This is a genomic window from Gaetbulibacter saemankumensis DSM 17032 (assembly GCF_000425645.1).
GTDB classification, from domain to species: Bacteria; Bacteroidota; Bacteroidia; order Flavobacteriales; family Flavobacteriaceae; genus Gaetbulibacter; species Gaetbulibacter saemankumensis.
In genome coordinates this window covers 1,398,205-1,418,899 of the sequence record NZ_KE384430.1, presented here as the reverse complement: position 1 = coordinate 1,418,899, position 20,695 = coordinate 1,398,205, and the positions used below count along the sequence as shown (strand labels likewise).

Below are 20,695 nucleotides of genomic sequence, written 5' to 3'. Positions count from 1 at the left end.
ATTAAAAAATTGTAGCCCGTAGGGGAATCGAACCCCTCTTACCAGGATGAAAACCTGGCGTCCTAGCCGATAGACGAACGGGCCATTTGCTTTTGCGAGCGCAAAGATAAATGTTTTTTTTAAATCTACAACTCTTTTAAAATTTCTTGTAAACTTTTTTCATTTTAAAATGCTTACAAAATCCTTTTCAAATAACGAAGCAACGTTGCCATTGCGGGTGCAAAAATACAACTTTATTTAACTGTTGCAACAGTTAAATAAAGTTTTTTTATTTTTTTTCAATCTAGTAGGCCTTAGCAAATAATACACGCCCTTTTGATGGTTTACCAGAATACACACAAACACCTTCTTCTTCTTTGAATGCTAACGGAATACAGCGTATAGTTGCTTTAGTAAGTTCCTTTATCTTTTCTTCAGTTTCATTCGTACCATCCCAGTGTGCCGATATAAATCCGGTTTTATTTTCCAGAACATCCTTAAAATCTTCGAAAGTTTCAACCTCGGTTATATGAGAGTCCCTGAAGTTTAAAGCCTTATTAAATAGAGCTTCTTGAATTTCCTTTAATAAATTATCTATAGTACTGGTTAAATCCTCTAAAGCTACTACCGATTTACTCAAGGTGTCTCGTCTTGCTAACTCTACCGTTCCATTTTGTAAATCTTTAGGTCCGATAGCAATTCGCAATGGCACGCCTTGTAATTCATGCTGTGCGAACTTAGCTCCCGGACGCTGCGTTGTTCTATTATCGAACTTAACGGTAATGCCCTTAGCACGTAAATCGCTCATAATGGTATTAGCAACTTGCGTAATCGCATCTAAATCTTCTTCACTCTTATATATAGGTACAATAACCACTTGATTGGGTGCTAAATTTGGAGGTAATACCAACCCTTGATCATCGCTATGCGTCATAATTAAGGCTCCCATTAACCGTGTTGACACCCCCCAAGAAGTTGCCCAAACATAATCTTGTTTACCTTCTTTACTAGCATACTTTACATCGAAAGCCTTTGCGAAATTTTGGCCCAAGAAATGTGACGTCCCAGCCTGAAGTGCTTTACCATCCTGCATTAAAGCCTCAATACAATAAGTTTCTACGGCACCTGCAAATCGCTCGCTTTCCGTTTTAACTCCTTGCACGACCGGAATAGCCATAAATTGTTCTGCAAAGGTAGCATATATACTATTCATGGTTTTTGTTTCCTCTATAGCCTCGGCTTCAGTAGCGTGTGCAGTATGCCCTTCCTGCCATAAAAATTCTGCCGTACGCAAAAACAAACGTGTTCGCATTTCCCAACGCACCACATTGGCCCATTGATTTATTTTTATGGGTAAGTCTCTGTAGGACTGAATCCAATTTCTGTAAGTATTCCAAATAATAGCCTCAGAGGTTGGTCTAACTACCAACTCCTCTTCTAACCTAGCCTCCGGATCTACACGAAGTTTACCCGGTCTATCGGGATCGTTTTGTAATCTATAATGTGTTACAACCGCACATTCCTTCGCAAACCCTTCAGCATTCTTTTCTTCTGCTTCAAACAAACTTTTTGGAACAAATAAAGGGAAATACGCATTTTCATGCCCTGTTTCCTTGAACATTCGGTCCAATTCGGCCTGCATTTTCTCCCAAATGGCATACCCATAGGGCTTAATTACCATACATCCTCTAACTGCCGAATTCTCTGCTAAATCGGCCTTTACAACCAGTTCATTATACCATTTAGAATAATCCTCTGCGCGACTCGTAAGTTTTTTACTCATATCTGTATTTTGGCACAAATGTTGTGTCTATGTTAAATATAAAAAATAGTTCAGCAAAACTAACTATTTTTGTTATGTTCAACAATAAAAATCTAGAGATATGCGATTTAACTTTTACTTCATGAACAAAATACCATTTTTAGGCATATTAGGCCTTATCATGGTGGTTTATTCATGTGGTTCTTATCAATATGTTGGCGTTGAAAATGATGGTATTTATGGTGGTTCTTACAATACAGATATTCAATATGAACAAGCTGTTACAGAAATCCCTAACAATACTAATTCAAACAATAGTTATTATAAAAACTACTTCAAGAATAAATCTTTAGAAACAGATTATATGATAAATAACAGTGATATTTTCACTGACATCGATTCATATGAAAATCCTAGTTACGCTCAAACCGACACCATTGTAGATAATTATAATTATCAAGGCTATGGAGCTGACAATAATGACTATCTTGGTTATGGTGGTTGGGGACAAACCAACAGCAGTGTTACGATAAATTACTACGATAACGGATTTAACAATCTATGGTGGAATACCCCCTACAACTGGGGTTGGGGCTACGGTTGGAATAACTGGGGGTGGAATAATTGGGGTTTTTATGACCCTTGGTGGCCATCGTCCTTTTATGGAGGCTGGTATGGTGGTTGGTACGGCGGTGGCTGGTACAACAATCCATGGGGGAATCACTGGTACTATAACAGACCCTACTACAGAAATAACTACGTCGCTTACAGTGCTACAAGGAGAGGGAGTTACAATACTGGCTCACGACGTTTAGGCAATACTCGTTCAAGCAACTATACTACTTCTAGACGAAGCAATAGTTCTATAAATACACAGGGTAGACAAACAACTTCTAAATACAATACAACCCGAAGAAGTAGTGTTGATGCCAGACTTAACGTTAGCCCTAATAATAACGGAACTCGATATAGTAGTACTCAGAGAAGGTCGACTACGGTTAGAACGCCTTCGAGTAATTCTACCTCACGAGGCACGTCCTCTTCCGTGAGAAGAAGCTCTAGAAGTGTATCGCCTTCAACTAATTCAGGTAGAAGCTCAAGTACTTATTCAAGATCATCTTCTACTAACAGAAGTTCTTCATATTCATCTCCAAGCAGAAGTTCATCATCGTACTCATCTCCTAGTAGAAGTTCTAGTGGCGGTGGCCGCTCAAGCGGCGGAAGCTCTGGCGGTGGAGGCAGAAGACGATAATTAAACTCAAAACAAACTTAAAAAATTATGAAAAAGCTAAACTTATTTTTCATAGGCATCCTTAGTGTGTCTTTTGTATATGCACAAGATTTAACCGATGCCATTCGATATTCTGAAGATGAAATTCAGGGAACAGCTCGTTTTAGAGCTATGAGCGGCGCTTTTGGTGCTTTGGGAGGCGATATGAGTGCCGTGAGTTTAAACCCAGCCGGGTCGGCCGTGTTTGCTCAAAGTCATGCTTCATTTACCTTGTCTAATATGGACATAAAAAATAAAACTCATTATTTTAATGGACTTACAAACAGTAAAGAAAACGATTTTGATTTAAATCAGGGAGGTGCCTCTTTTGTATTTGCGAGTCGCTCTAATTCTCCATGGAAAAAGTTCTCAGTAGGAATTGCATACGAAAAAACAAATAGTCACGATAATTACTGGCGAGCTATTGGCCTAAATAACTTAAACGACCCAAGCTACAGTAACTCGATTGCCAGTTATTTCTATGATTATGCCGATGGAAAACGTTTAGATGAAATTTCAGCCTTGCCTGAAGAAACACTAAGCGAAGCATATCGTGAAATTGGTCGTATTTATGGGTACGGGCATCAGCAGGGATTTTTAGGATTTGAATCTTTTATTTTAGAACCAGACGACATTAACAACGACGGAAACACCACTTATTTTTCAAATATAAACCCAGGAAGCTTCGACCATGACTACTCGTACATCACTAGAGGATACAACGGTAAAATCACCTTTAACATGGCCGCTCAATATGAAGAAAGTGTGTACTTGGGATTAAACTTAAACACGCATTTTATTGATTATAATCGCACCACTTTATTATTTGAATACAATGATAATCCTGGCTCTTTAGTAAACGATGTGGAGTTTGAAAATAACCTTACCGCTTATGGAAATGGGTTTTCTTTTCAGTTAGGGGGTATTTTTAAATTAGGACCTGGGTTAAGACTAGGGGTAACCTACGACTCTCCTACCTGGTACACCATTGAAGAAAGAACAAGCCAATACCTAGCAACTGATGGTGATGCAGGATTTATAGAAATTTACCCTGAAATCACTAATATATATCCAAGATACCGCTTAAAAACACCTTCTAAACTTAAAGGAAGTTTAGCTTATGTTTTTGGAACGCATGGATTAATTAGTTTTGATTATTCAAGAAAAGATTACAGCAACACCAAATTTAAACCGGGATACGATTTTACAGAATTGAATGATGATGTTAATAACTTTTTAGCTGCAACTAACTCGTATCGTGTTGGTGGTGAATATAAAATAGAACGACTCAGTTTACGAGGTGGTTATCGGTTTGAGGAAAGTCCTTATAATGACAACATAACACTTGGCGATTTAAATGGTTACTCCTTTGGTTTAGGTTATAATTTTGGAAACGTTAAATTAGACGTGACATATGATTACTTTGAACGTTCTGAAATAAACAACCTATATAATTTATATTATGACACCCCTCCAAGCGCTTCGACAGATCACAAAAACAACAGGGTATCACTATCATTATGCTTTAATATTTAAGCTAAAAAACCTCACGAAAACAAAGCTTGAACCAAAAATTCAAGCTTTTTTTAATCTCATGTAATTTTACCCCAAAAACACAGACAAAGCCTAGTAATTATTTGTTTGTTAATAGGAAACATAAGAAAACTGTTTTGCTTATCTTTGCAAACTTAAACATGACGTATTACAGTTTATGAAAATTGAGAATAAAATCGAAGAATTCGAATCTTTAGGAGACGATCACATTGGAACATCATCTAATACACCTTTACGAGGTGATGCTTTTAAGCTTTCTAATGATGAAAAAATAGAAATCATTAAAGATGATGTACGCCATATCATGGAAACATTAGGCTTAGACTTAACAGATGACAGTCTTAGCGGAACACCAAACCGTGTAGCAAAAATGTTTGTTAAAGAAATTTTTGGAGGTTTAGATCCAAAGAAAAAACCTAGTGCTTCAACTTTTGAAAATAAATACAAGTATGGTGAAATGCTCGTAGAAAAAAACATTACGGTTTATTCTACCTGTGAGCACCACTTATTACCAATCGTTGGAAAAGCGCATATTGCTTATATATCTAACGGAACAGTTGTAGGATTATCTAAAATGAATCGTATTGTTGATTATTTCGCGAAACGCCCTCAAGTACAGGAGCGTTTAACTATTCAAATAGTAAAAGAATTACAAAAAGTATTAAATACTCAAGATGTAGCTTGCGTTGTAGATGCCAAACATTTATGTGTTAACTCAAGAGGTATTAGAGATATTGAAAGCAGCACAGTAACCTCAGAGTTTGGCGGTAAATTTAAAGACGATGCTACTCGCCGAGAATTCTTAGACTACATTAAATTAGACACTAAATTCTAATTTTAAACGCGAATAACAGAATATTATAACATGCAACTTTATCAGCAACAGCAAATTAAAATACATAACTCGCTTACGGGGAAAAAAGAAATTTTTAAACCTATTAACGAAGGTCATATTGGCATGTATGTTTGCGGACCTACCGTTTATAGCAATGTTCACCTAGGAAATGTTCGAACGTTTATGTCTTTTGATATGATATTTCGATATCTGAAACATTTAGGCTATAAAGTTCGCTATGTAAGAAATATAACTGATGCGGGGCATTTAGAAAATGATGCTGATACAGGTGAAGACAAAATCACTAAAAAAGCACGTTTAGAACAAATTGAACCTATGGAAGTAGTACAGCGCTACACTGTCGACTTTCATAATATATTGAATACGTTTAATTTCCTCCCTCCTAGTATTGAACCAACAGCAACGGGACATATTATTGAGCAAATTGAACTCATTAAAACTATTATCGATAATGGTTTTGCCTATGAAGTAAACGGATCGGTTTATTTCGATGTTCATAAGTTTAATAAAAGTCATGAGTATGGAAAATTAAGCAAACGTAAACTGGACGATCTTATTCATAATACGCGTGCTTTAGACGGCCAAAGTGACAAGAAAAACCCACAAGATTTTGCGCTTTGGAAAAAAGCAGAACCTCAGCATATTATGCGTTGGCCTTCACCATGGAGTGACGGCTTCCCAGGGTGGCATTTAGAATGTACTGCTATGAGTACGAAGTATCTGGGGGAGCAATTCGATATTCACGGTGGTGGTATGGACTTAAAGTTCCCGCATCACGAATGTGAAATAGCACAAAATGAAGCTGCTATTGGCAAATCCCCAGTAAACTACTGGATGCATGCTAATATGCTAGAGCTTAATGGACAACGCATGTCTAAAACAACGGGCAACACAGTGAACCCGGACGAATTACTATCGGGTAATAATAAGTTTTTTAGCAAAGCCTATGCACCAAGCGTGATTCGTTTCTTCATCGCTCAATCGTCATACAGAAGTGTTCTAGATTTAACTGATGAAGGCTTATTAGCTAGCGAAAAAGGGTTTTTCCGATTGATGGATGCCATTAATTTATTAGAGACCTTAAAAGCATCAGACAAATCAACCATCGATATACAAGCTTGGAAAAAAGCTTGTTACGATGCCATGAATGATGATTTTAACTCACCCATTTTAATCGCGCATTTATTTGATGCTGCTAAATACATTAATCAGGTAAAAGAAGGGCAAGCTAGCGTAACATCCGAAGATTTAAAAGTATTAGCTGAAACTATTAACACCTTTACATTCGATATTTTAGGATTAGAAAATGTAACCAAAAAAGAATCGGGTACTGATAAATTATCTGGAGCTGTCGATTTATTAATCAAATTACGACAGGAAGCCAGAGCAAATAAAGATTTTGCGTTATCAGATAAAATCAGAGATGAATTAGCTGAAGTTGGTATCCAGCTAAAAGATGGTAAAGAAGGAACAACCTTTTCTGTTAACTAAAAACTAAGGGACTAATACTCTCGAAGACCTAACAGCATGAAAAAAATACTTATTGCACCGTTTTTATTTTTAATAAAAGTGTATCAAGTATTGATTTCACCGCTTACGCCGGCAACCTGCAGGTATACACCAACTTGCTCGCATTACACGAAAGATGCCCTTAAAAAACATGGGCTTGTAAAAGGCGGCTGGTTAGCTTTAAAACGTATTTTTAGTTGCCACCCATGGGGAGGCTCTGGATACGATCCGGTTCCTTAAAAAATTAATATATTAAAAAAGGCTGTTTAAATTATTAAACAGCCTTTTTTAGTTTTAGTTTTTCATTGGTATTTGTTTCAAAATTTCTAAAACAAATTTCCAATATTTCTGAGCCGATGAAATTTGTGCACGCTCATCTGGGGAGTGGGCTCCTTTAATATTCGGGCCAAAACTAATCATATCCATCTCTGGATAATTTTGCCCTAGAATACCACATTCTAAACCTGCATGACAGGCCGCTACATGAGCGGGTTCACCATTCATCTCTTTATATATATTTGAAAGCACTTTCAATATTGCAGAATCCATATTTGGAGTCCACCCCGGATATTCTCCCGAAAACTCAACTTCACAACCGGTTAATTCGAAAGTAGCACGTAGCATATTCGCTAAATCCCACTTTGAACTTTCAACGGAAGACCTCGTTAAACACCCCACGTGAATCTTCCCATCTTTTAACTGAACTCTTGCTATATTATTTGAAGTTTCAACTAAATTTGGAATATCGGCACTCATTCTATAGACACCATTTTGAGCAGAATACAGTGCTCTGGTAAAACCTTCCTGAACTCCTAAATCCATAATTTTTTCAGGAGTTTCACATTTTGAAATGATGACTTCTAAATCTGGCTCCATAGTTTTCAACTCTGTCTTAATACTATTTGCCAAAAGATTTATTTCTAAAATAAAGGCTTCCTCATGAATCGCATCAATTGCGACAATTGCTTTACTTTCTCTTGGAATCGCATTACGCAAGCTCCCACCGTCAATTTCAGAAATTCTTAAACCAAAATTCTCAAAACCATCAAACAGCAATCTGTTCATAATTTTATTGGCATTACCTAAGCCTTCATGAATTTGCATGCCTGAATGCCCGCCTTGTAAACCCTTAATCTCAACAGAAAAACCTATTTTAAATTCTGGTGTTTCCTCTTCTGTATAAGTTCTGGTTGCAGTAACATCGACACCTCCTGCACAGCCAACTCCAATTTCATTATCTTCTTCGGTATCTAAATTTAACAGAATTCCTCCTTCAAGCAAACCGCCTTCTAAGCCCATAGCACCAGTCATACCAGTTTCTTCATCAATAGTAAACAGAGCTTCAATAGCCGGATGTGGAATATCGGTACTTTCTAAAATAGCCATAATTGTAGCAACACCTAATCCATTATCAGCTCCAAGCGTTGTACCTTTAGCGCGAACCCAATCTCCTTCAACGTACATTTCAATGCCTTGATTATCAAAATCAAAAACGGTATCTTTATTTTTTTGGTGCACCATATCTAAATGCGACTGCATAACAACGGTTGTTCTATTTTCCATACCAGCAGTAGCCGGTTTTTTTATAATTACATTTCCAACCGTATCAACAAGGGTTTCCAGTCCTAAATTTTCGCCAAATTCTTTCATAAAAGCTATTACACGCTCTTCTTTTTTTGACGGGCGTGGTACGGCATTTAAATCGGCAAATTTATTCCAAAGTTGTTGTGGTTCTAATTGTCTTATTTCTGAATTCATTATGAACTTTTTTAGTTACACAAAGGTAGCAGAAAACAATGAAACCTCTTTAAACGATGGTCGGTTATGTAGGGAATTTAACTTTATTTTAGAATATTATTTATCAAAAAGTTCCGGGGTGTCGATTTCCAATATCTTATTATAATAATCGATATCTTTTTCTTGTTTTATATTAAGCTTAGTCTTAATATTTCTCCAGTGTGTTCTTGCTGTATGGGCCGATATAAATAACTCATTTCCTATATCATCATTGGACTTACCTTCAGCTACTAACTTTAAAACCTGCTTCTCACGTTTAGTAAGTTCAGAAAACCTTCCCAGGTTTAGTTTTGTGAATTGTTGTTGCTCAACACTTGATTTAAACAATTTTAAGGCTTCTGACACATGATTTCTGGTATTTTCAATTTTAAAAATGAAATCATCATTTTCATCAGAGCCCAAAAAAACAATTTTAGGTTTTTTGTTATCAATCTCAACAGGCGTTGTTTCAAACAACCATGCTCGAGCATCTAACTCAGTTAAAAAATGACGGGTTACTAAAGCTGATTTTACTTCTTCAAACGAATCAATAACGGTTACATGAGCAAATACATCTTTACCTACAACAAATGCTACTTTTTCAATGCCATATTTTATCCCCATGACATTAACATTATCTTCTATCCACAAATATGTTTCTTTATCTATGATTAAAGAAAATTCATACTGCAGCCATAATACATATTTTGGCTTATATTTAACAAAACACTTAACAAACATGAGCATTTCAGACTTAAAATGCTCAACACAACTTAATGTACGAGACCAATTTTGAACTAAAAGGCTGTTCTCCTTCTCATAAGTTATACTCAAAAATGGTCCCTGATATATTTTCATAAAATATTTTATTGCTAAATTTTCAGAAAAAAGGCTGAATTAACGAAGACTAATATAAGAATTTACTTCTTAAGTGACACTTATGTAAATTGAATTATTTCATCCTGCTATACTGTAATCACTATAAAAATCTACCGCAGTAGAATTATTATCTGTTTCAAAATTTAACTACTTTTGAATCATGCCTCGAAAGAATAAGACCATTATAGCTCTATTGTTGATACCTCAAATTTTACTGGTAAAACTACTAGCTCATTATCCCGATTTTATAGAACATTATTACAGTAAAGGTATTTATCCTATGCTTTCTAAAATATTCAGGTTTACGCTTGGTTGGTTACCTTTTTCTTTTGGAGATATATTTTATAGCCTTGCCGTAATTTATATAATTCGTTGGTTTTATATTAACCGGAAACGCCTGCGTAAAGACACTAAACAATGGTTAATAGATGTAGCCTCTGCCATTTCGATTATCTATTTTGCGTTTCATTTATTCTGGGGACTTAATTATTACCGCTTACCACTGCACAAAAATTTAAATTTAAATCACGATTATACCACTGAGCAGTTAGTAAGTGTAACAAAAAAGTTAATTACTAAAACAAACGAACTTCATTTAAAAATTACTAAAAATGATACGGTTAAAGTTAATTTACCTTACAGTAAAACTACCATTTTAAAAATGGCTCCTGAAGGTTATAAAAATTTGAAAACCATTTTTCCTAATTTAGATTACCACCCTAAAAGCATAAAAAAATCCCTATTTAGCTACCCTTTAACCTATATGGGGTTTAGCGGATACCTTAACCCGTTAACTAATGAAGGGCAAGTTAATGGGGTGATTCCCTTTTTTAAATTCCCTTCAACCACCTGTCATGAGATTGCCCATCAATTAGGTTACGCTGCCGAAAACGAAGCTAATTTTATAGGATATCTGGCCGCTATACATAACACGGATATCTATTTTCAATATGTAGGTCATAGCTTTGGATTGCGTTATTGCTTAAACGAAATCTATTTCCGTGATGAAACCCTATACGAAAATATCGTAGCAACGGTAAACAAAGGTATCTTAAAAAATTATAAGGAAACCAGAGACTTTTGGCAAGCACATCAGAATCCAACAGAACCATTTTTTAAAATGTTTTATACTGGATATCTAAAGGCGAACAAACAAGATAAAGGGTTGGAAAGTTATAGTTATGTTGTAGCTTTGCTTACCAATTATTATGAACATCGAACTATATAATTTGGTTTATTTTGTTATTAAATCATGAAGCAAATAACTAGCGTACAAAACAGTTACATAAAACAGCTCGTTCAGTTAAAAGAAAAATCGCGTGAACGCAAAAAATCAGGATTATTTTTAATTGAAGGGTTTCGTGAAATTTCATTAGCTGTAAAAGGACATTACCATATTGATACCATTTTATATTTTCCTGAATTAGCACCATTAAATCAAGTTCTAGATTTAGTAAAAGATGAAACAAATATTATTGAAGTTTCTAAGGAAGTTTATCAAAAACTGGCCTACCGAGATACAACCGAAGGTGTTTTAGCTATAGTAAAGGCGAAATCACATACCTTTTCTAATATCCAGTTCAGTAATAAAAACCCATTAATTCTTGTAGCGGAAGCTCCCGAAAAACCAGGTAATATTGGAGCCCTACTCCGAACAGCCGATGCTGCTAATGCCGATGCCGTCATTATTGCAAACCCGAAAACCGATTTATATAACCCAAATATAATAAGATCTAGCGTTGGTTGCATATTTACAAATCAGGTTGCTACTGGTACGACCTCCGAAATTATTGAATTTCTAACAACAAATCATATCAACATCTACTGTGCAGCTTTGCAAGCCTCGGTAGACTATCACACCCTGGATTTCACTACAGCCACCGCTATTGTGGTTGGAACAGAAGCTACAGGATTAAGTATAGAATGGCTAGAAAATTCAACCCAAAATATCATCATCCCAATGCAGGGTGAAATTGATTCAATGAATGTATCAGTGGCAGCCGGCATTTTAATTTTTGAAGCTAAAAGACAAAGAAATTTTAAATAACATATGACCTCTACAACGCTTTTCTATATTATCATTGCGATTATCATCATAAATTTCACAGTAGATAAAATTTTAGATGCTTTAAACGCTAAGCATTTTAACGACCCTTTACCAAATGATGTAAAGGACGTTTACAATGATGACGAATATAAAAAATCCCAACGCTACAAGAAAACCAATTATAAATTCGGAATACTAACATCTACATTTTCCCTAATCCTTACCTTAGGATTCCTATGGTTTGATGGCTTTGAGTTTGTAGACAACTTAGCTAGAAGTTTCAGCAACAACATCATTATAATTGGTCTTATTTTCTTTGGTGTAATTATGTTAGGAAGTGACCTATTAACCTTACCCTTCTCCTATTACAGCACCTTTGTTATTGAGGAAAAATTTGGTTTTAACAAAACATCCATTAAAACCTTCTTTTTAGATAAATTAAAAGGCTGGCTCATGATGATTGTTTTAGGCGGAGGCATTTTAGCTTTAATCATCTGGTTTTACCAAGTTACAGGAAATTATTTCTGGTTATACGCCTGGGGACTCATAGGCGTGTTTACCCTTTTCATGAATATGTTCTATTCTAAACTGATAGTTCCATTATTTAACAAACAAACTCCTTTGGAGTCTGGTAGTTTAAGAGATAAAATTTCTGCCTATGCCAAAACGGTTGGTTTTAAACTCGATAAAATTTTTGTTATCGATGGATCCAAACGAAGCACCAAAGCCAATGCCTATTTCTCCGGATTTGGCAGTGAAAAACGTGTCACACTTTATGATACTTTAATAAAAGATTTAGATGATGAAGAAATAGTTGCTGTATTGGCACATGAGGTTGGACATTACAAAAAGAAACATATTATTTTTAATTTGTTTGCTTCTATTTTTTTAACAGGTTTAACCCTCTATATTTTATCAATATTTATTGGAAATCCTTTGTTGTCTAAAGCCTTAGGAGTAAATACACCAAGTTTTCATATTGGATTGGTAGCTTTCGGATTGCTTTACTCTCCTATTTCTGAAATAACAGGACTTATAATGAATTTATTCTCAAGAAAATTTGAATATCAAGCCGACGATTACGCAAAAACCACCTATCATGCTGAACCGTTAATTAGTTCTCTAAAAAAACTTTCTAAAAATACTCTGAGTAATTTAACACCACATCCTGCCTATGTGTTTATACATTACTCCCATCCCTCATTAATACAACGAATTAGAAACTTAAAATCATAAATAAAAAAAGCGCGTTAATTGAATAACCAATTAAAACGCGCTTCTACTTGGTTTAGTTGTGTTTAGTTAAATTTTAATACCGTTTATATAAACAGCTTCTACCTGATTTGCTCCAAAAGAATAAGGTATGAAACCATAAGAATTAATATTTTTAGTCACAATGATATTGGCTCTTTTTCCTTTGGAAATACTTCCAACCTCATCCTGTAATCCCAATGCATAGGCACCATTTATAGTGGCTGCGTTGATTGCTTCTTCAGGGGTTAATTTCATTTTGATACAAGCTGCTGATACCACAAAATTCATATTACCCGACGGTGATGACCCCGGATTATAATCGGTAGCTAATGCTAAAGGTAACCCAGCATCAATCATTTTTCGGCCGGGCGTATAAGGAATACTTAAAAAGAAAGAACAACCGGGCAAAGCCACCGGCATGGTTTGAGTACCTTTTAAAGCTTCTATATCTTCATCTCGCATTTCTTCTAAATGATCAACCGAAAGGGCATTATATTTCACTCCAGCCTGTACACCACCAATAGAGGTAAATTGATTCACATGAATTTTTGGCACCAAGCCATATTGCTTCCCAACTTCTAAGATACGCTCCGTATCCTCAACTGTAAAATAACCTTCTTCACAAAACACATCAATATAATCGGCTAAATTACCTTCAGCTACTAAGGGGATCATCTCATTAACAATATGATTCACATAAGCTCCCTTATTATTTTTATACTCATGAGGTACCGCATGTGCTCCTAGAAATGTAGCCTTAATTGGTAAGTTATGATTAGCCCTTAAACGTTTAATTACACTAAGCATTTTCAATTCGGCTTCCAAGGTTAATCCATAACCCGATTTAATCTCTACGGCGCCAGTACCTAAGGCCATGATTTCATCTAATCTGGTTTTTGTTTGCTCGTACAAATCATCTTCTGAAGTTTCCTGAAGCTTTTTAGCTGAGTTTAAAATACCTCCACCTTTATTGGCTATTTCCTGGTAGGTTAATCCGTTAATCTTATCAACAAATTCCCCTTCTCGATTACCGGCATATACTAAGTGTGTGTGTGAATCGCACCAAGTAGGCAGTACTATTTTACCTGAGGCATCAATAACCTCATCGGTTTGAACTTCCGGGCAATCAGCCATAGGTCCAAAATCGCTTATCAGTCCATCTTCAACCAACAAATAAGCATCTTTTATGGTTGGCAGCTCTTTCATTTCGTCACCTGAAAGAAAGGATACTGCTTCGTTTCGAACTTGCAAGAGTTCTTTAATATTTTTAAATAATGTACGCATTAAAATAAATTTTCTAATAAATCACTATCCACTAAATTAGGGATTGTTACTTTTAAACTTGGTGTACGTTCCATTTCGCGCTTTATAGCAAATAAAGCTTCATCATTTCGCGCCCAACTTCTTCTAGCAATACCATTGTTTACATCAAAAAACAGCATACTTTTTAGTCGCTCATTAGCAGCTTCACTGCCATCGAGCAACATACCGAAACCGCCGTTCATCACTTCACCCCAGCCTACACCGCCACCGTTATGGATAGACACCCAGGTAGCACCTCTAAAACTATCACCAATCACATTATGAATGGCCATATCGGCTGTAAATTTACTGCCGTCATAAATATTTGAGGTTTCTCTATATGGTGAATCTGTGCCGCTCACATCATGATGATCACGACCCAACACTACCGGACCGATTTCACCTTGTGCCACCGCACGATTAAAAGCTTCAGCAATTTTTGCACGCCCCTCAGCATCGGCGTATAAAATACGAGCCTGAGACCCCACTACCATCTTATTCTTCTTCGCATCCTTGATCCAGGTAATATTATCCTGCATTTGTAATTGTATTTCTTCAGGAGCATTTTCCATAATACCTTGAAGTACTTCCATAGCAATTTCGTCTGTTTTATCTAAATCTTCGGATTTCCCTGAAGTACACACCCATCGGAATGGACCAAAACCATAGTCGAAACACATAGGCCCTAAAATATCCTGTACATACGAGGGGTATTTAAAATCGATATTATTCTCAGCCATAACATCAGCTCCGGCTCGAGAAGCTTCTAACAAAAAAGCATTTCCGTAATCGAAGAAGTAAGTTCCTTTTTCTGTATGCTTGTTAACCGCTTCGGCATGTCTTCTTAAAGAAGTCTGCACGTGCTGCTTAAAAACCTGAGGCTCTTCCCGAATAAGACGATTAGATTCTTCATACGATAACCCAACAGGATAATACCCTCCGGTCCATGGGATATGCAACGAGGTCTGATCGGAACCAACATGAATAAAAATATCTTCAATATCAAATCGCTCCCAAACTTCAACCACATTCCCAATAAAAGCAATGGATACTACTTCGTTTGTTTCTTGAGCTTTACGAACACGCTCCACTAACGCATCTATATTTTCAACAAGTACATCTACCCAACCTTGTTCATAACGTTTTCTTGCTGCCTTTTCATTCACTTCAGCTACAATAGTTATACAACCCGCAATATTTCCCGCTTTAGGTTGCGCACCACTCATTCCTCCTAATCCTGCTGTTAAAAATATTTTCCCTGCCGAAGTTTCTCCCTTAGGCAATACTTTTCTAAAAGCATTCATAACGGTAATGGTTGTACCATGTACAATCCCCTGAGGGCCAATATACATAAATGAGCCCGCAGTCATCTGTCCGTACTGGGTAACTCCTAAGGCATTATATTTTTCCCAATCATCAGGTTTTGAGTAATTAGGAATCATCATACCATTAGTTACAACAACCCTCGGCGCATGCTTCGACGACGGAAATAATCCCATAGGGTGTCCTGAATACATATGCAACGTTTGTTCTTCGGTCATATTTGCTAAATACTGCATAGTTAACAAGTACTGAGCCCAATTTTGAAACACCGCTCCATTTCCGCCATAAGTTATTAATTCTTCTGGATGCTGAGCCACAGCAGGATCGAGGTTATTCTGAATCATTAGCATAATAGCCGCGGCCTGTGAACATTTCGCCGGATATTCTTCAATACCTCGTGCATATATTTTATAATCAGGCTTAAAACGATACATATAAATTCTACCATAATCCTGCAATTCTTGAGCAAATTCTGAAGCCAAGATATTGTGCCAATCTTTAGGGAAATAACGCAGCGCATTTCTAATGGCTAACTGCTTTTCTTCCTTAGTTAAAATATCTTTTCGCTTTGGTGCTCTATTGGCATCTACAGGATAATTATATTTAGGTGGAAGTTCTGTTGGAATGCCCTGTAATATTAATTCTTGAAATGTCATAACGTTCTCTTATTTTACTATGAATTCCTGATTTTTAACCATGGTGATTAATGTATTGATATCATCCTTTAAAATACGGTCTTCTTCGAGCTTTTTCACCTTGCTTCTTACTAAAGCAAAATTTTGCTCAATAATTTCTGAAAAGGTATTAGGACGTCTGAACTCCATGGCTTGAGCAGCGTACATTATTTCTATAGCCAATATCTTTTCTATATTCCCTAATATCTGATTGAATTTACGCCCTGAAATACTCCCCATAGAGACATGATCTTCCTGCCCCAATGAAGTAGGCACGCTATCTGCTGATGGCGGAAAACATAAGGATTTATTCTCTGTAACCAAGGCCGCTGTGGTATACTGTGGAATCATAAATCCAGAATTTAACCCTCCACTAGCTGTTAATAATCTTGGCAATCCAAATTTCCCTTCCAGTAATAAATAACATCTTCTATCTGAAATATTTCCTAATTCTGAAGCTGCTAAAGCTCCATAATCTAAAGCCATAGCTAATGGTTGTCCGTGAAAGTTTCCGCCTGAAATGGCTTCGGTTTCACTTAAAACAATCGGGTTATCGGTTACCGAATTCATTTCAATTTCGGTCAATTCATTTAAATGATAATAAGCATTGCGGGAAGCACCATGCACCTGAGGAATACATCGCATAGAATAAGGATCTTGTACTCGTTCGCAATCAACGTGCGATTTAATATTATTCGAATCTTTAAACAACATGCGCATACGTTCGGCTACCTCCAGATTACCACTAAACGGACGAATACTATGCAATAATTCTTTAAACGGTGATTCACTTCCCTGATAACCTTCTAAACTCATAGCTCCAGCCACATCAGCCAAATCTAATAAGTAACGCATTTTGTTTAACCCAACAATCCCATGAGCTAATATAAATTGTGTACCATTAATAAGTGCCAAACCTTCTTTAGCAGCTAATTCTATAGGTTCAAGATTGTGTGCTTTCAACACATCCATAGCAGGAACGATTGTATCATCCACCCAAAATTCGCCTTCACCCAAAAGAGGCAAAAACAAGTGAGATAATGGTGCTAAATCACCAGATGCTCCTACCGACCCCTGTTCTGGTACCACTGGCAACATATCGTTTTCAATAAAATAAATAATACGCTCTACTACCTCTAATCGAATCCCTGAAAACCCACGACTTAAAGCATGCACTTTACAAATCATCATAATCTTCGACAATTCCTTGGCAATCGGATTTCCTACTCCAACTGCATGCGTTATTAATAAGTTCTTTTGAAGTAAACTTGTTTCTTCCGGTGATATTTTCACATCACACAATGGACCAAATCCCGTATTAATACCATAAACGGCCTTGCTAGAATTAGCCATGACCTCAACTTTTCTTCTGCATTCATCTATTTTGGCAATCGCATACTCTGTTAACGATGCCTTCGTACGGCCATCTGCAATGGCTAACACGTCCTCTACCGTCAATCTGTCTATACCGTAAGCAAACATATTATTTATATAAAAAATGAATATTAAATTTCTTTACTACAAAATTATCAATAAATTTGATACACAATAAGACCATTATTTTTGTTAATTAATAACTATGAGTTATCAAATAGAATTACGACATATTCGATACTTTTTAGCAGTTGCGACAGAATTACATTTTAGACGAGCGGCCGAAAAACTATTTATTTCACAACCAGGCCTAAGTAGACAGATAAAAGAAATGGAGCATTACCTAGGTGTTAAACTATTTGACAGACACAATAGAGAGGTAAAATTAACCACAGCCGGAAATTATCTTAAAACTGAATTAACCAAAAATATGAATAGTCTGGAAGCCATTTTAAATCACGCTAAATTGTTAGATGATGGTAAAGACGGACAATTAAATTTCGGATATGTAGGATCGGCTATGCAAGACATTATTCCAAAACTATTGCTTCAGTTTACGGAAGATCACCCTAATGTACTATTCAGCCTTAAAGAAATGGACAATAATAAACAAATTGAAGGCTTATTATCCCAAGATATAGATATTGGTTTCGTTAGATTAGAACGTATTCCTAGCGGACTTAAAATACACCCGATACTAAAAGAACCTTTTTGCCTGGTTTTACCAGCAAATCACCCTTTAGATACCACCAATTTTAAAAATGTAGCGCAATGTAAAGCGGAACATTTTATCTTATTCGATCCAGAATACAGCGCTTCATATTACGAAAAAGTTATGACTATTTTTGATGACAGTGGCTTCACGCCCCATATCTCTCATAATACCATTCATGCCGATTCAATCTATAAATTGGTAGAAAACAACTTCGGAATATCTATAGTTCCGAAATCCCTAGTAACACATACAAACCCCAAAATAAAATTCATTGAACTCCATACCATACCCCAGCGCACAACGCTTTCGGTAATTTGGAGTAAGGAAAATAGAAACCCTATTTTAAGCAAAGTTTTAGAGCTCATTCATAAGGATATCACAAAATAGGCTTTATTGAAAAATAAAAGTCTATATTTGCCGCTTGAAATCCCGATAGGGATAAATTCCTCAGAGTGAGGATGTGTTACTAGAAGTTTAGGTTTAAGTATGTCGATTCACTTCTTATGTAGCACTACATAACATAATCGAATACTTATATAAAAGAATGAACACATTCCAAGATTTAGGTCTTAATAACGACCTATTACAAGCTATTACAGATTTAGGATTTACAAAACCTAGTGAAGTACAACAAAAAGCCATTCCACTTTTAATAGAATCTGAAGGCGACTTAGTAGCTTTGGCACAAACAGGTACTGGTAAAACGGCTGCGTTTGGTTTTCCAATGCTTCAAAAAATTGATGTAAACAGTCGTACAACACAAGGATTAATTCTATCACCTACTCGTGAGCTTTGTTTACAAATTACCAACGAAATGAAATTGTATGGTAAATACTGTAACGGACTAAATGTTGTAGCTGTCTATGGAGGATCTAGTATTACCGATCAGGCCAGAGAAGTAAAACGTGGGGCACAGATTATTGTTGCTACACCAGGTCGTATGAAAGATATGATTAGCCGTCGTTTAGTAGATATTTCTAAAATAGAATATGCGGTATTAGATGAAGCCGACGAAATGTTAAACATGGGCTTTAAAGAAGATATTACCGATATCCTATCGCATACCCCAACAGATAAAAGCACCTGGTTATTTTCGGCAACTATGCCAAAAGAGGTGGCTTCCATCGCAAAAAACTTCATGCATCAACCACAGGAAATTACGGTTGGAAACAAAAACGAGAGCACGAGTAATGTATCTCACGAATACTATTTAGTAAATGCCAGAGATCGTTACCAGGCCTTAAAACGTTTAGCCGATGCGAATCCTGATATTTTTTCAGTTGTTTTCTGTAGAACAAAACGTGACACACAAAAAGTTGCCGAGCAACTTATAGAAGACGGTTACAACGCAGGCGCATTACACGGCGATTTAAGCCAGAACCAGCGTGACCTGGTTATGAACGCCTTCCGTAAAAATCAAATTCAGATGTTAGTTGCTACCGATGTTGCGGCACGTGGTATTGATGTAGACGATGTAACCCACGTAATAAATTATCAATTACCAGATGAAATTGAAACTTATACACACCGTTCTGGGCGTACTGGACGTGCTGGTAAAACTGGAGTTTCTATGGTAATTGTTTCGAAAAGTGAAGTTCGAAAAATAAAGAGTATAGAACGTATTATTAAGAAAGACTTTGTAAAAAAAGATATCCCTAACGGTATGGAGATTTGCGAAGTACAGTTAATGTCTTTAGCAAATAAAATTCACAATACCGAAATAAACCACGAAATCGATAAGTACCTGACTAACATTAACGAAATGTTTGAAGATACTACGAAAGATGAATTAATTAAAAAATTCTTCTCGGTAGAATTTACGCGTTTCTTCAACTACTATCAAAAAGCTAAAAACTTAAATGTTTCAGAAAGCACGGGAGATAGAGAGAGCCAACGTGATTACAAAGGTGGTAAAAACGATTCTACGCGCTACTTTATTAATGTTGGTAATAAAGACGGTTTCGATTGGATGAAGCTAAAAGACTTCTTAAAAGATCAATTAGATCTTGGAAGAGACGATGTGTTTAAAGTAGAAACTAAAGACAGTTTCTCTTTCTTTAATACAGAAAACGAATTAAGAGAAAAGGTTTTAGCACATTTTACCGATTTTAAACACGACGGACGTTTTGTTAATGTTGAAGTGTCTGAAAACCGTGGTGGCGGACGTAGAAATGACCAAAAACGTGGTGATCGTAATGGATTTAAAGGCAGAAGAAGCGGAAGTGATTCACGTCCAAGACGTTCAAACAGTGATTTTAATTCAAAAAGTAGTGATTCTAGAAAATCATCAAGACGTTCAGAATCAAATTCAGGAAATAGCAATTTTGCACAATCAAGACCAAGACGTTCTAGACGTTAGACCTTTAAACAATTTTGTTAATATTGAGTCAAAATAAGAAGTCTAACTTTGATATATTCATT

Annotated in this window: 16 protein-coding genes and 1 tRNA gene; 10 read left to right on the top strand and 7 right to left on the bottom strand. The window is 36.1% G+C overall.

The features are described from left to right. Positions 1-12: 12 nt before the first annotated feature. Together H611_RS0113000 and proS are read right to left on the bottom strand one after the other, a co-directional pair. Positions 13-84: transfer RNA gene (locus H611_RS0113000), tRNA-Glu, on the bottom strand. Between the two features lie 199 nt (positions 85-283). After that, a complete protein-coding gene (gene proS, locus H611_RS0112995) occupies positions 284-1,762 on the bottom strand; it encodes a proline--tRNA ligase (RefSeq protein WP_027138791.1) in 1,479 nt (492 codons plus the stop codon). A 121-nt stretch (positions 1,763-1,883) separates the two neighbouring features. On the opposite strand from proS, the gene H611_RS14580 reads away from it, so the two are divergent. The 5 genes from H611_RS14580 to yidD all read left to right on the top strand — a co-directional run bounded on the left by H611_RS14580 (position 1,884) and on the right by yidD (position 7,170). Next, complete coding sequence (locus H611_RS14580) at positions 1,884-2,993, top strand: hypothetical protein (RefSeq protein WP_051238811.1); 1,110 nt, start codon at positions 1,884-1,886, stop codon at positions 2,991-2,993. Between the two features lie 27 nt (positions 2,994-3,020). Beyond that, positions 3,021-4,547, top strand: coding sequence for an OmpP1/FadL family transporter (locus tag H611_RS0112985; protein ID WP_027138790.1), 1,527 nt, complete (start codon positions 3,021-3,023; stop codon positions 4,545-4,547). Positions 4,548-4,722: 175 nt separating this feature from the next. Continuing rightward, entirely contained in the window at positions 4,723-5,400 is a 678-nt protein-coding gene (gene folE, locus H611_RS0112980) for a GTP cyclohydrolase I FolE (RefSeq protein WP_027138789.1), read from the top strand. 30 nt (positions 5,401-5,430) lie between these two features. Continuing rightward, on the top strand, positions 5,431-6,912 hold the full coding sequence (gene cysS / locus H611_RS0112975) for a cysteine--tRNA ligase (protein ID WP_027138788.1): 1,482 nt from the start codon (positions 5,431-5,433) through the stop codon (positions 6,910-6,912). Between the two features lie 36 nt (positions 6,913-6,948). Then, positions 6,949-7,170 carry a membrane protein insertion efficiency factor YidD gene (gene yidD / locus H611_RS0112970; protein ID WP_027138787.1) on the top strand — a complete coding sequence of 74 codons (222 nt, stop codon included), beginning with the start codon at positions 6,949-6,951 and terminating at the stop codon, positions 7,168-7,170. A 54-nt stretch (positions 7,171-7,224) separates the two neighbouring features. On the opposite strand, the gene H611_RS0112965 is transcribed toward yidD, so the two are convergent. Further along, on the bottom strand, positions 7,225-8,688 hold the full coding sequence (locus H611_RS0112965) for an aminoacyl-histidine dipeptidase (RefSeq protein WP_027138786.1): 1,464 nt from the start codon (positions 8,686-8,688) through the stop codon (positions 7,225-7,227). Between the two features lie 96 nt (positions 8,689-8,784). Beyond that, entirely contained in the window at positions 8,785-9,564 is a 780-nt protein-coding gene (locus tag H611_RS0112960; RefSeq protein WP_027138785.1) for a response regulator transcription factor, read from the bottom strand. A 181-nt stretch (positions 9,565-9,745) separates the two neighbouring features. Between H611_RS0112960 and H611_RS0112955 the strand changes: the two genes are divergently transcribed. The 3 genes from H611_RS0112955 to H611_RS0112945 are packed head-to-tail and all read left to right on the top strand — an operon-like array spanning position 9,746 to position 12,868. Beyond that, positions 9,746-10,813, top strand: coding sequence for a DUF3810 domain-containing protein (locus tag H611_RS0112955; RefSeq protein ID WP_027138784.1), 1,068 nt, complete (start codon positions 9,746-9,748; stop codon positions 10,811-10,813). A gap of 24 nt (positions 10,814-10,837) precedes the next feature. Continuing rightward, a complete protein-coding gene (locus H611_RS0112950) occupies positions 10,838-11,632 on the top strand; it encodes a TrmH family RNA methyltransferase (protein ID WP_027138783.1) in 795 nt (264 codons plus the stop codon). A 3-nt stretch (positions 11,633-11,635) separates the two neighbouring features. Beyond that, positions 11,636-12,868, top strand: a complete 1,233-nt coding sequence (locus H611_RS0112945; RefSeq protein ID WP_027138782.1) for a M48 family metallopeptidase — start codon at positions 11,636-11,638, stop codon at positions 12,866-12,868. A 66-nt stretch (positions 12,869-12,934) separates the two neighbouring features. Here H611_RS0112945 and hutI read toward each other — a convergent pair whose 3' ends face one another. The 3 genes from hutI to hutH are packed head-to-tail and all read right to left on the bottom strand — an operon-like array spanning position 12,935 to position 17,667. After that, positions 12,935-14,170, bottom strand: coding sequence for an imidazolonepropionase (gene hutI, locus H611_RS0112940; RefSeq protein ID WP_027138781.1), 1,236 nt, complete (start codon positions 14,168-14,170; stop codon positions 12,935-12,937). Next, positions 14,170-16,167: a urocanate hydratase gene (locus H611_RS0112935; RefSeq protein ID WP_027138780.1), complete on the bottom strand. Its 1,998-nt coding sequence runs from the start codon at positions 16,165-16,167 to the stop codon at positions 14,170-14,172. The genes hutI and H611_RS0112935 overlap by 1 nt, the downstream gene beginning before the upstream one ends. 9 nt (positions 16,168-16,176) lie before the next feature. Next, positions 16,177-17,667: a histidine ammonia-lyase gene (gene hutH / locus H611_RS0112930; protein ID WP_027138779.1), complete on the bottom strand. Its 1,491-nt coding sequence runs from the start codon at positions 17,665-17,667 to the stop codon at positions 16,177-16,179. A 97-nt stretch (positions 17,668-17,764) separates the two neighbouring features. Here hutH and H611_RS0112925 point away from each other — a divergent pair, with 97 nt between their 5' ends. Both H611_RS0112925 and H611_RS0112920 read left to right on the top strand, forming a co-directional pair. Further along, on the top strand, positions 17,765-18,661 hold the full coding sequence (locus H611_RS0112925) for a LysR family transcriptional regulator (protein ID WP_027138778.1): 897 nt from the start codon (positions 17,765-17,767) through the stop codon (positions 18,659-18,661). A gap of 157 nt (positions 18,662-18,818) precedes the next feature. After that, the gene (locus H611_RS0112920) at positions 18,819-20,633 is read left to right on the top strand and encodes a DEAD/DEAH box helicase (RefSeq protein WP_027138777.1); all 1,815 of its coding nucleotides are present in this window, start codon (positions 18,819-18,821) and stop codon (positions 20,631-20,633) included. The last annotated feature ends 62 nt before the right edge of the window (positions 20,634-20,695 follow it).

Bases quoted from the DNA above. Each gene is read 5' to 3' on its own strand.
- H611_RS0112935 (WP_027138780.1), bottom strand. From the start codon at position 16,167: ATGACATTTCAAGAATTAATATTACAGGGCATTCCAACAGAACTTCCA.
- proS (WP_027138791.1), bottom strand. From the start codon at position 1,762: ATGAGTAAAAAACTTACGAGTCGCGCAGAGGATTATTCTAAATGGTAT.
- H611_RS0112985 (WP_027138790.1), top strand. From the start codon at position 3,021: ATGAAAAAGCTAAACTTATTTTTCATAGGCATCCTTAGTGTGTCTTTT.
- hutI (WP_027138781.1), bottom strand. From the start codon at position 14,170: ATGCGTACATTATTTAAAAATATTAAAGAACTCTTGCAAGTTCGAAAC.
- H611_RS0112945 (WP_027138782.1), top strand. From the start codon at position 11,636: ATGACCTCTACAACGCTTTTCTATATTATCATTGCGATTATCATCATA.
- folE (WP_027138789.1), top strand. From the start codon at position 4,723: ATGAAAATTGAGAATAAAATCGAAGAATTCGAATCTTTAGGAGACGAT.
- hutH (WP_027138779.1), bottom strand. From the start codon at position 17,667: ATGTTTGCTTACGGTATAGACAGATTGACGGTAGAGGACGTGTTAGCC.
- H611_RS0112925 (WP_027138778.1), top strand. From the start codon at position 17,765: ATGAGTTATCAAATAGAATTACGACATATTCGATACTTTTTAGCAGTT.
- H611_RS0112965 (WP_027138786.1), bottom strand. From the start codon at position 8,688: ATGAATTCAGAAATAAGACAATTAGAACCACAACAACTTTGGAATAAA.
- H611_RS0112960 (WP_027138785.1), bottom strand. From the start codon at position 9,564: ATGAAAATATATCAGGGACCATTTTTGAGTATAACTTATGAGAAGGAG.
- yidD (WP_027138787.1), top strand. From the start codon at position 6,949: ATGAAAAAAATACTTATTGCACCGTTTTTATTTTTAATAAAAGTGTAT.
- cysS (WP_027138788.1), top strand. From the start codon at position 5,431: ATGCAACTTTATCAGCAACAGCAAATTAAAATACATAACTCGCTTACG.
- H611_RS0112955 (WP_027138784.1), top strand. From the start codon at position 9,746: ATGCCTCGAAAGAATAAGACCATTATAGCTCTATTGTTGATACCTCAA.
- H611_RS0112950 (WP_027138783.1), top strand. From the start codon at position 10,838: ATGAAGCAAATAACTAGCGTACAAAACAGTTACATAAAACAGCTCGTT.
- H611_RS14580 (WP_051238811.1), top strand. From the start codon at position 1,884: ATGAACAAAATACCATTTTTAGGCATATTAGGCCTTATCATGGTGGTT.
- H611_RS0112920 (WP_027138777.1), top strand. From the start codon at position 18,819: ATGAACACATTCCAAGATTTAGGTCTTAATAACGACCTATTACAAGCT.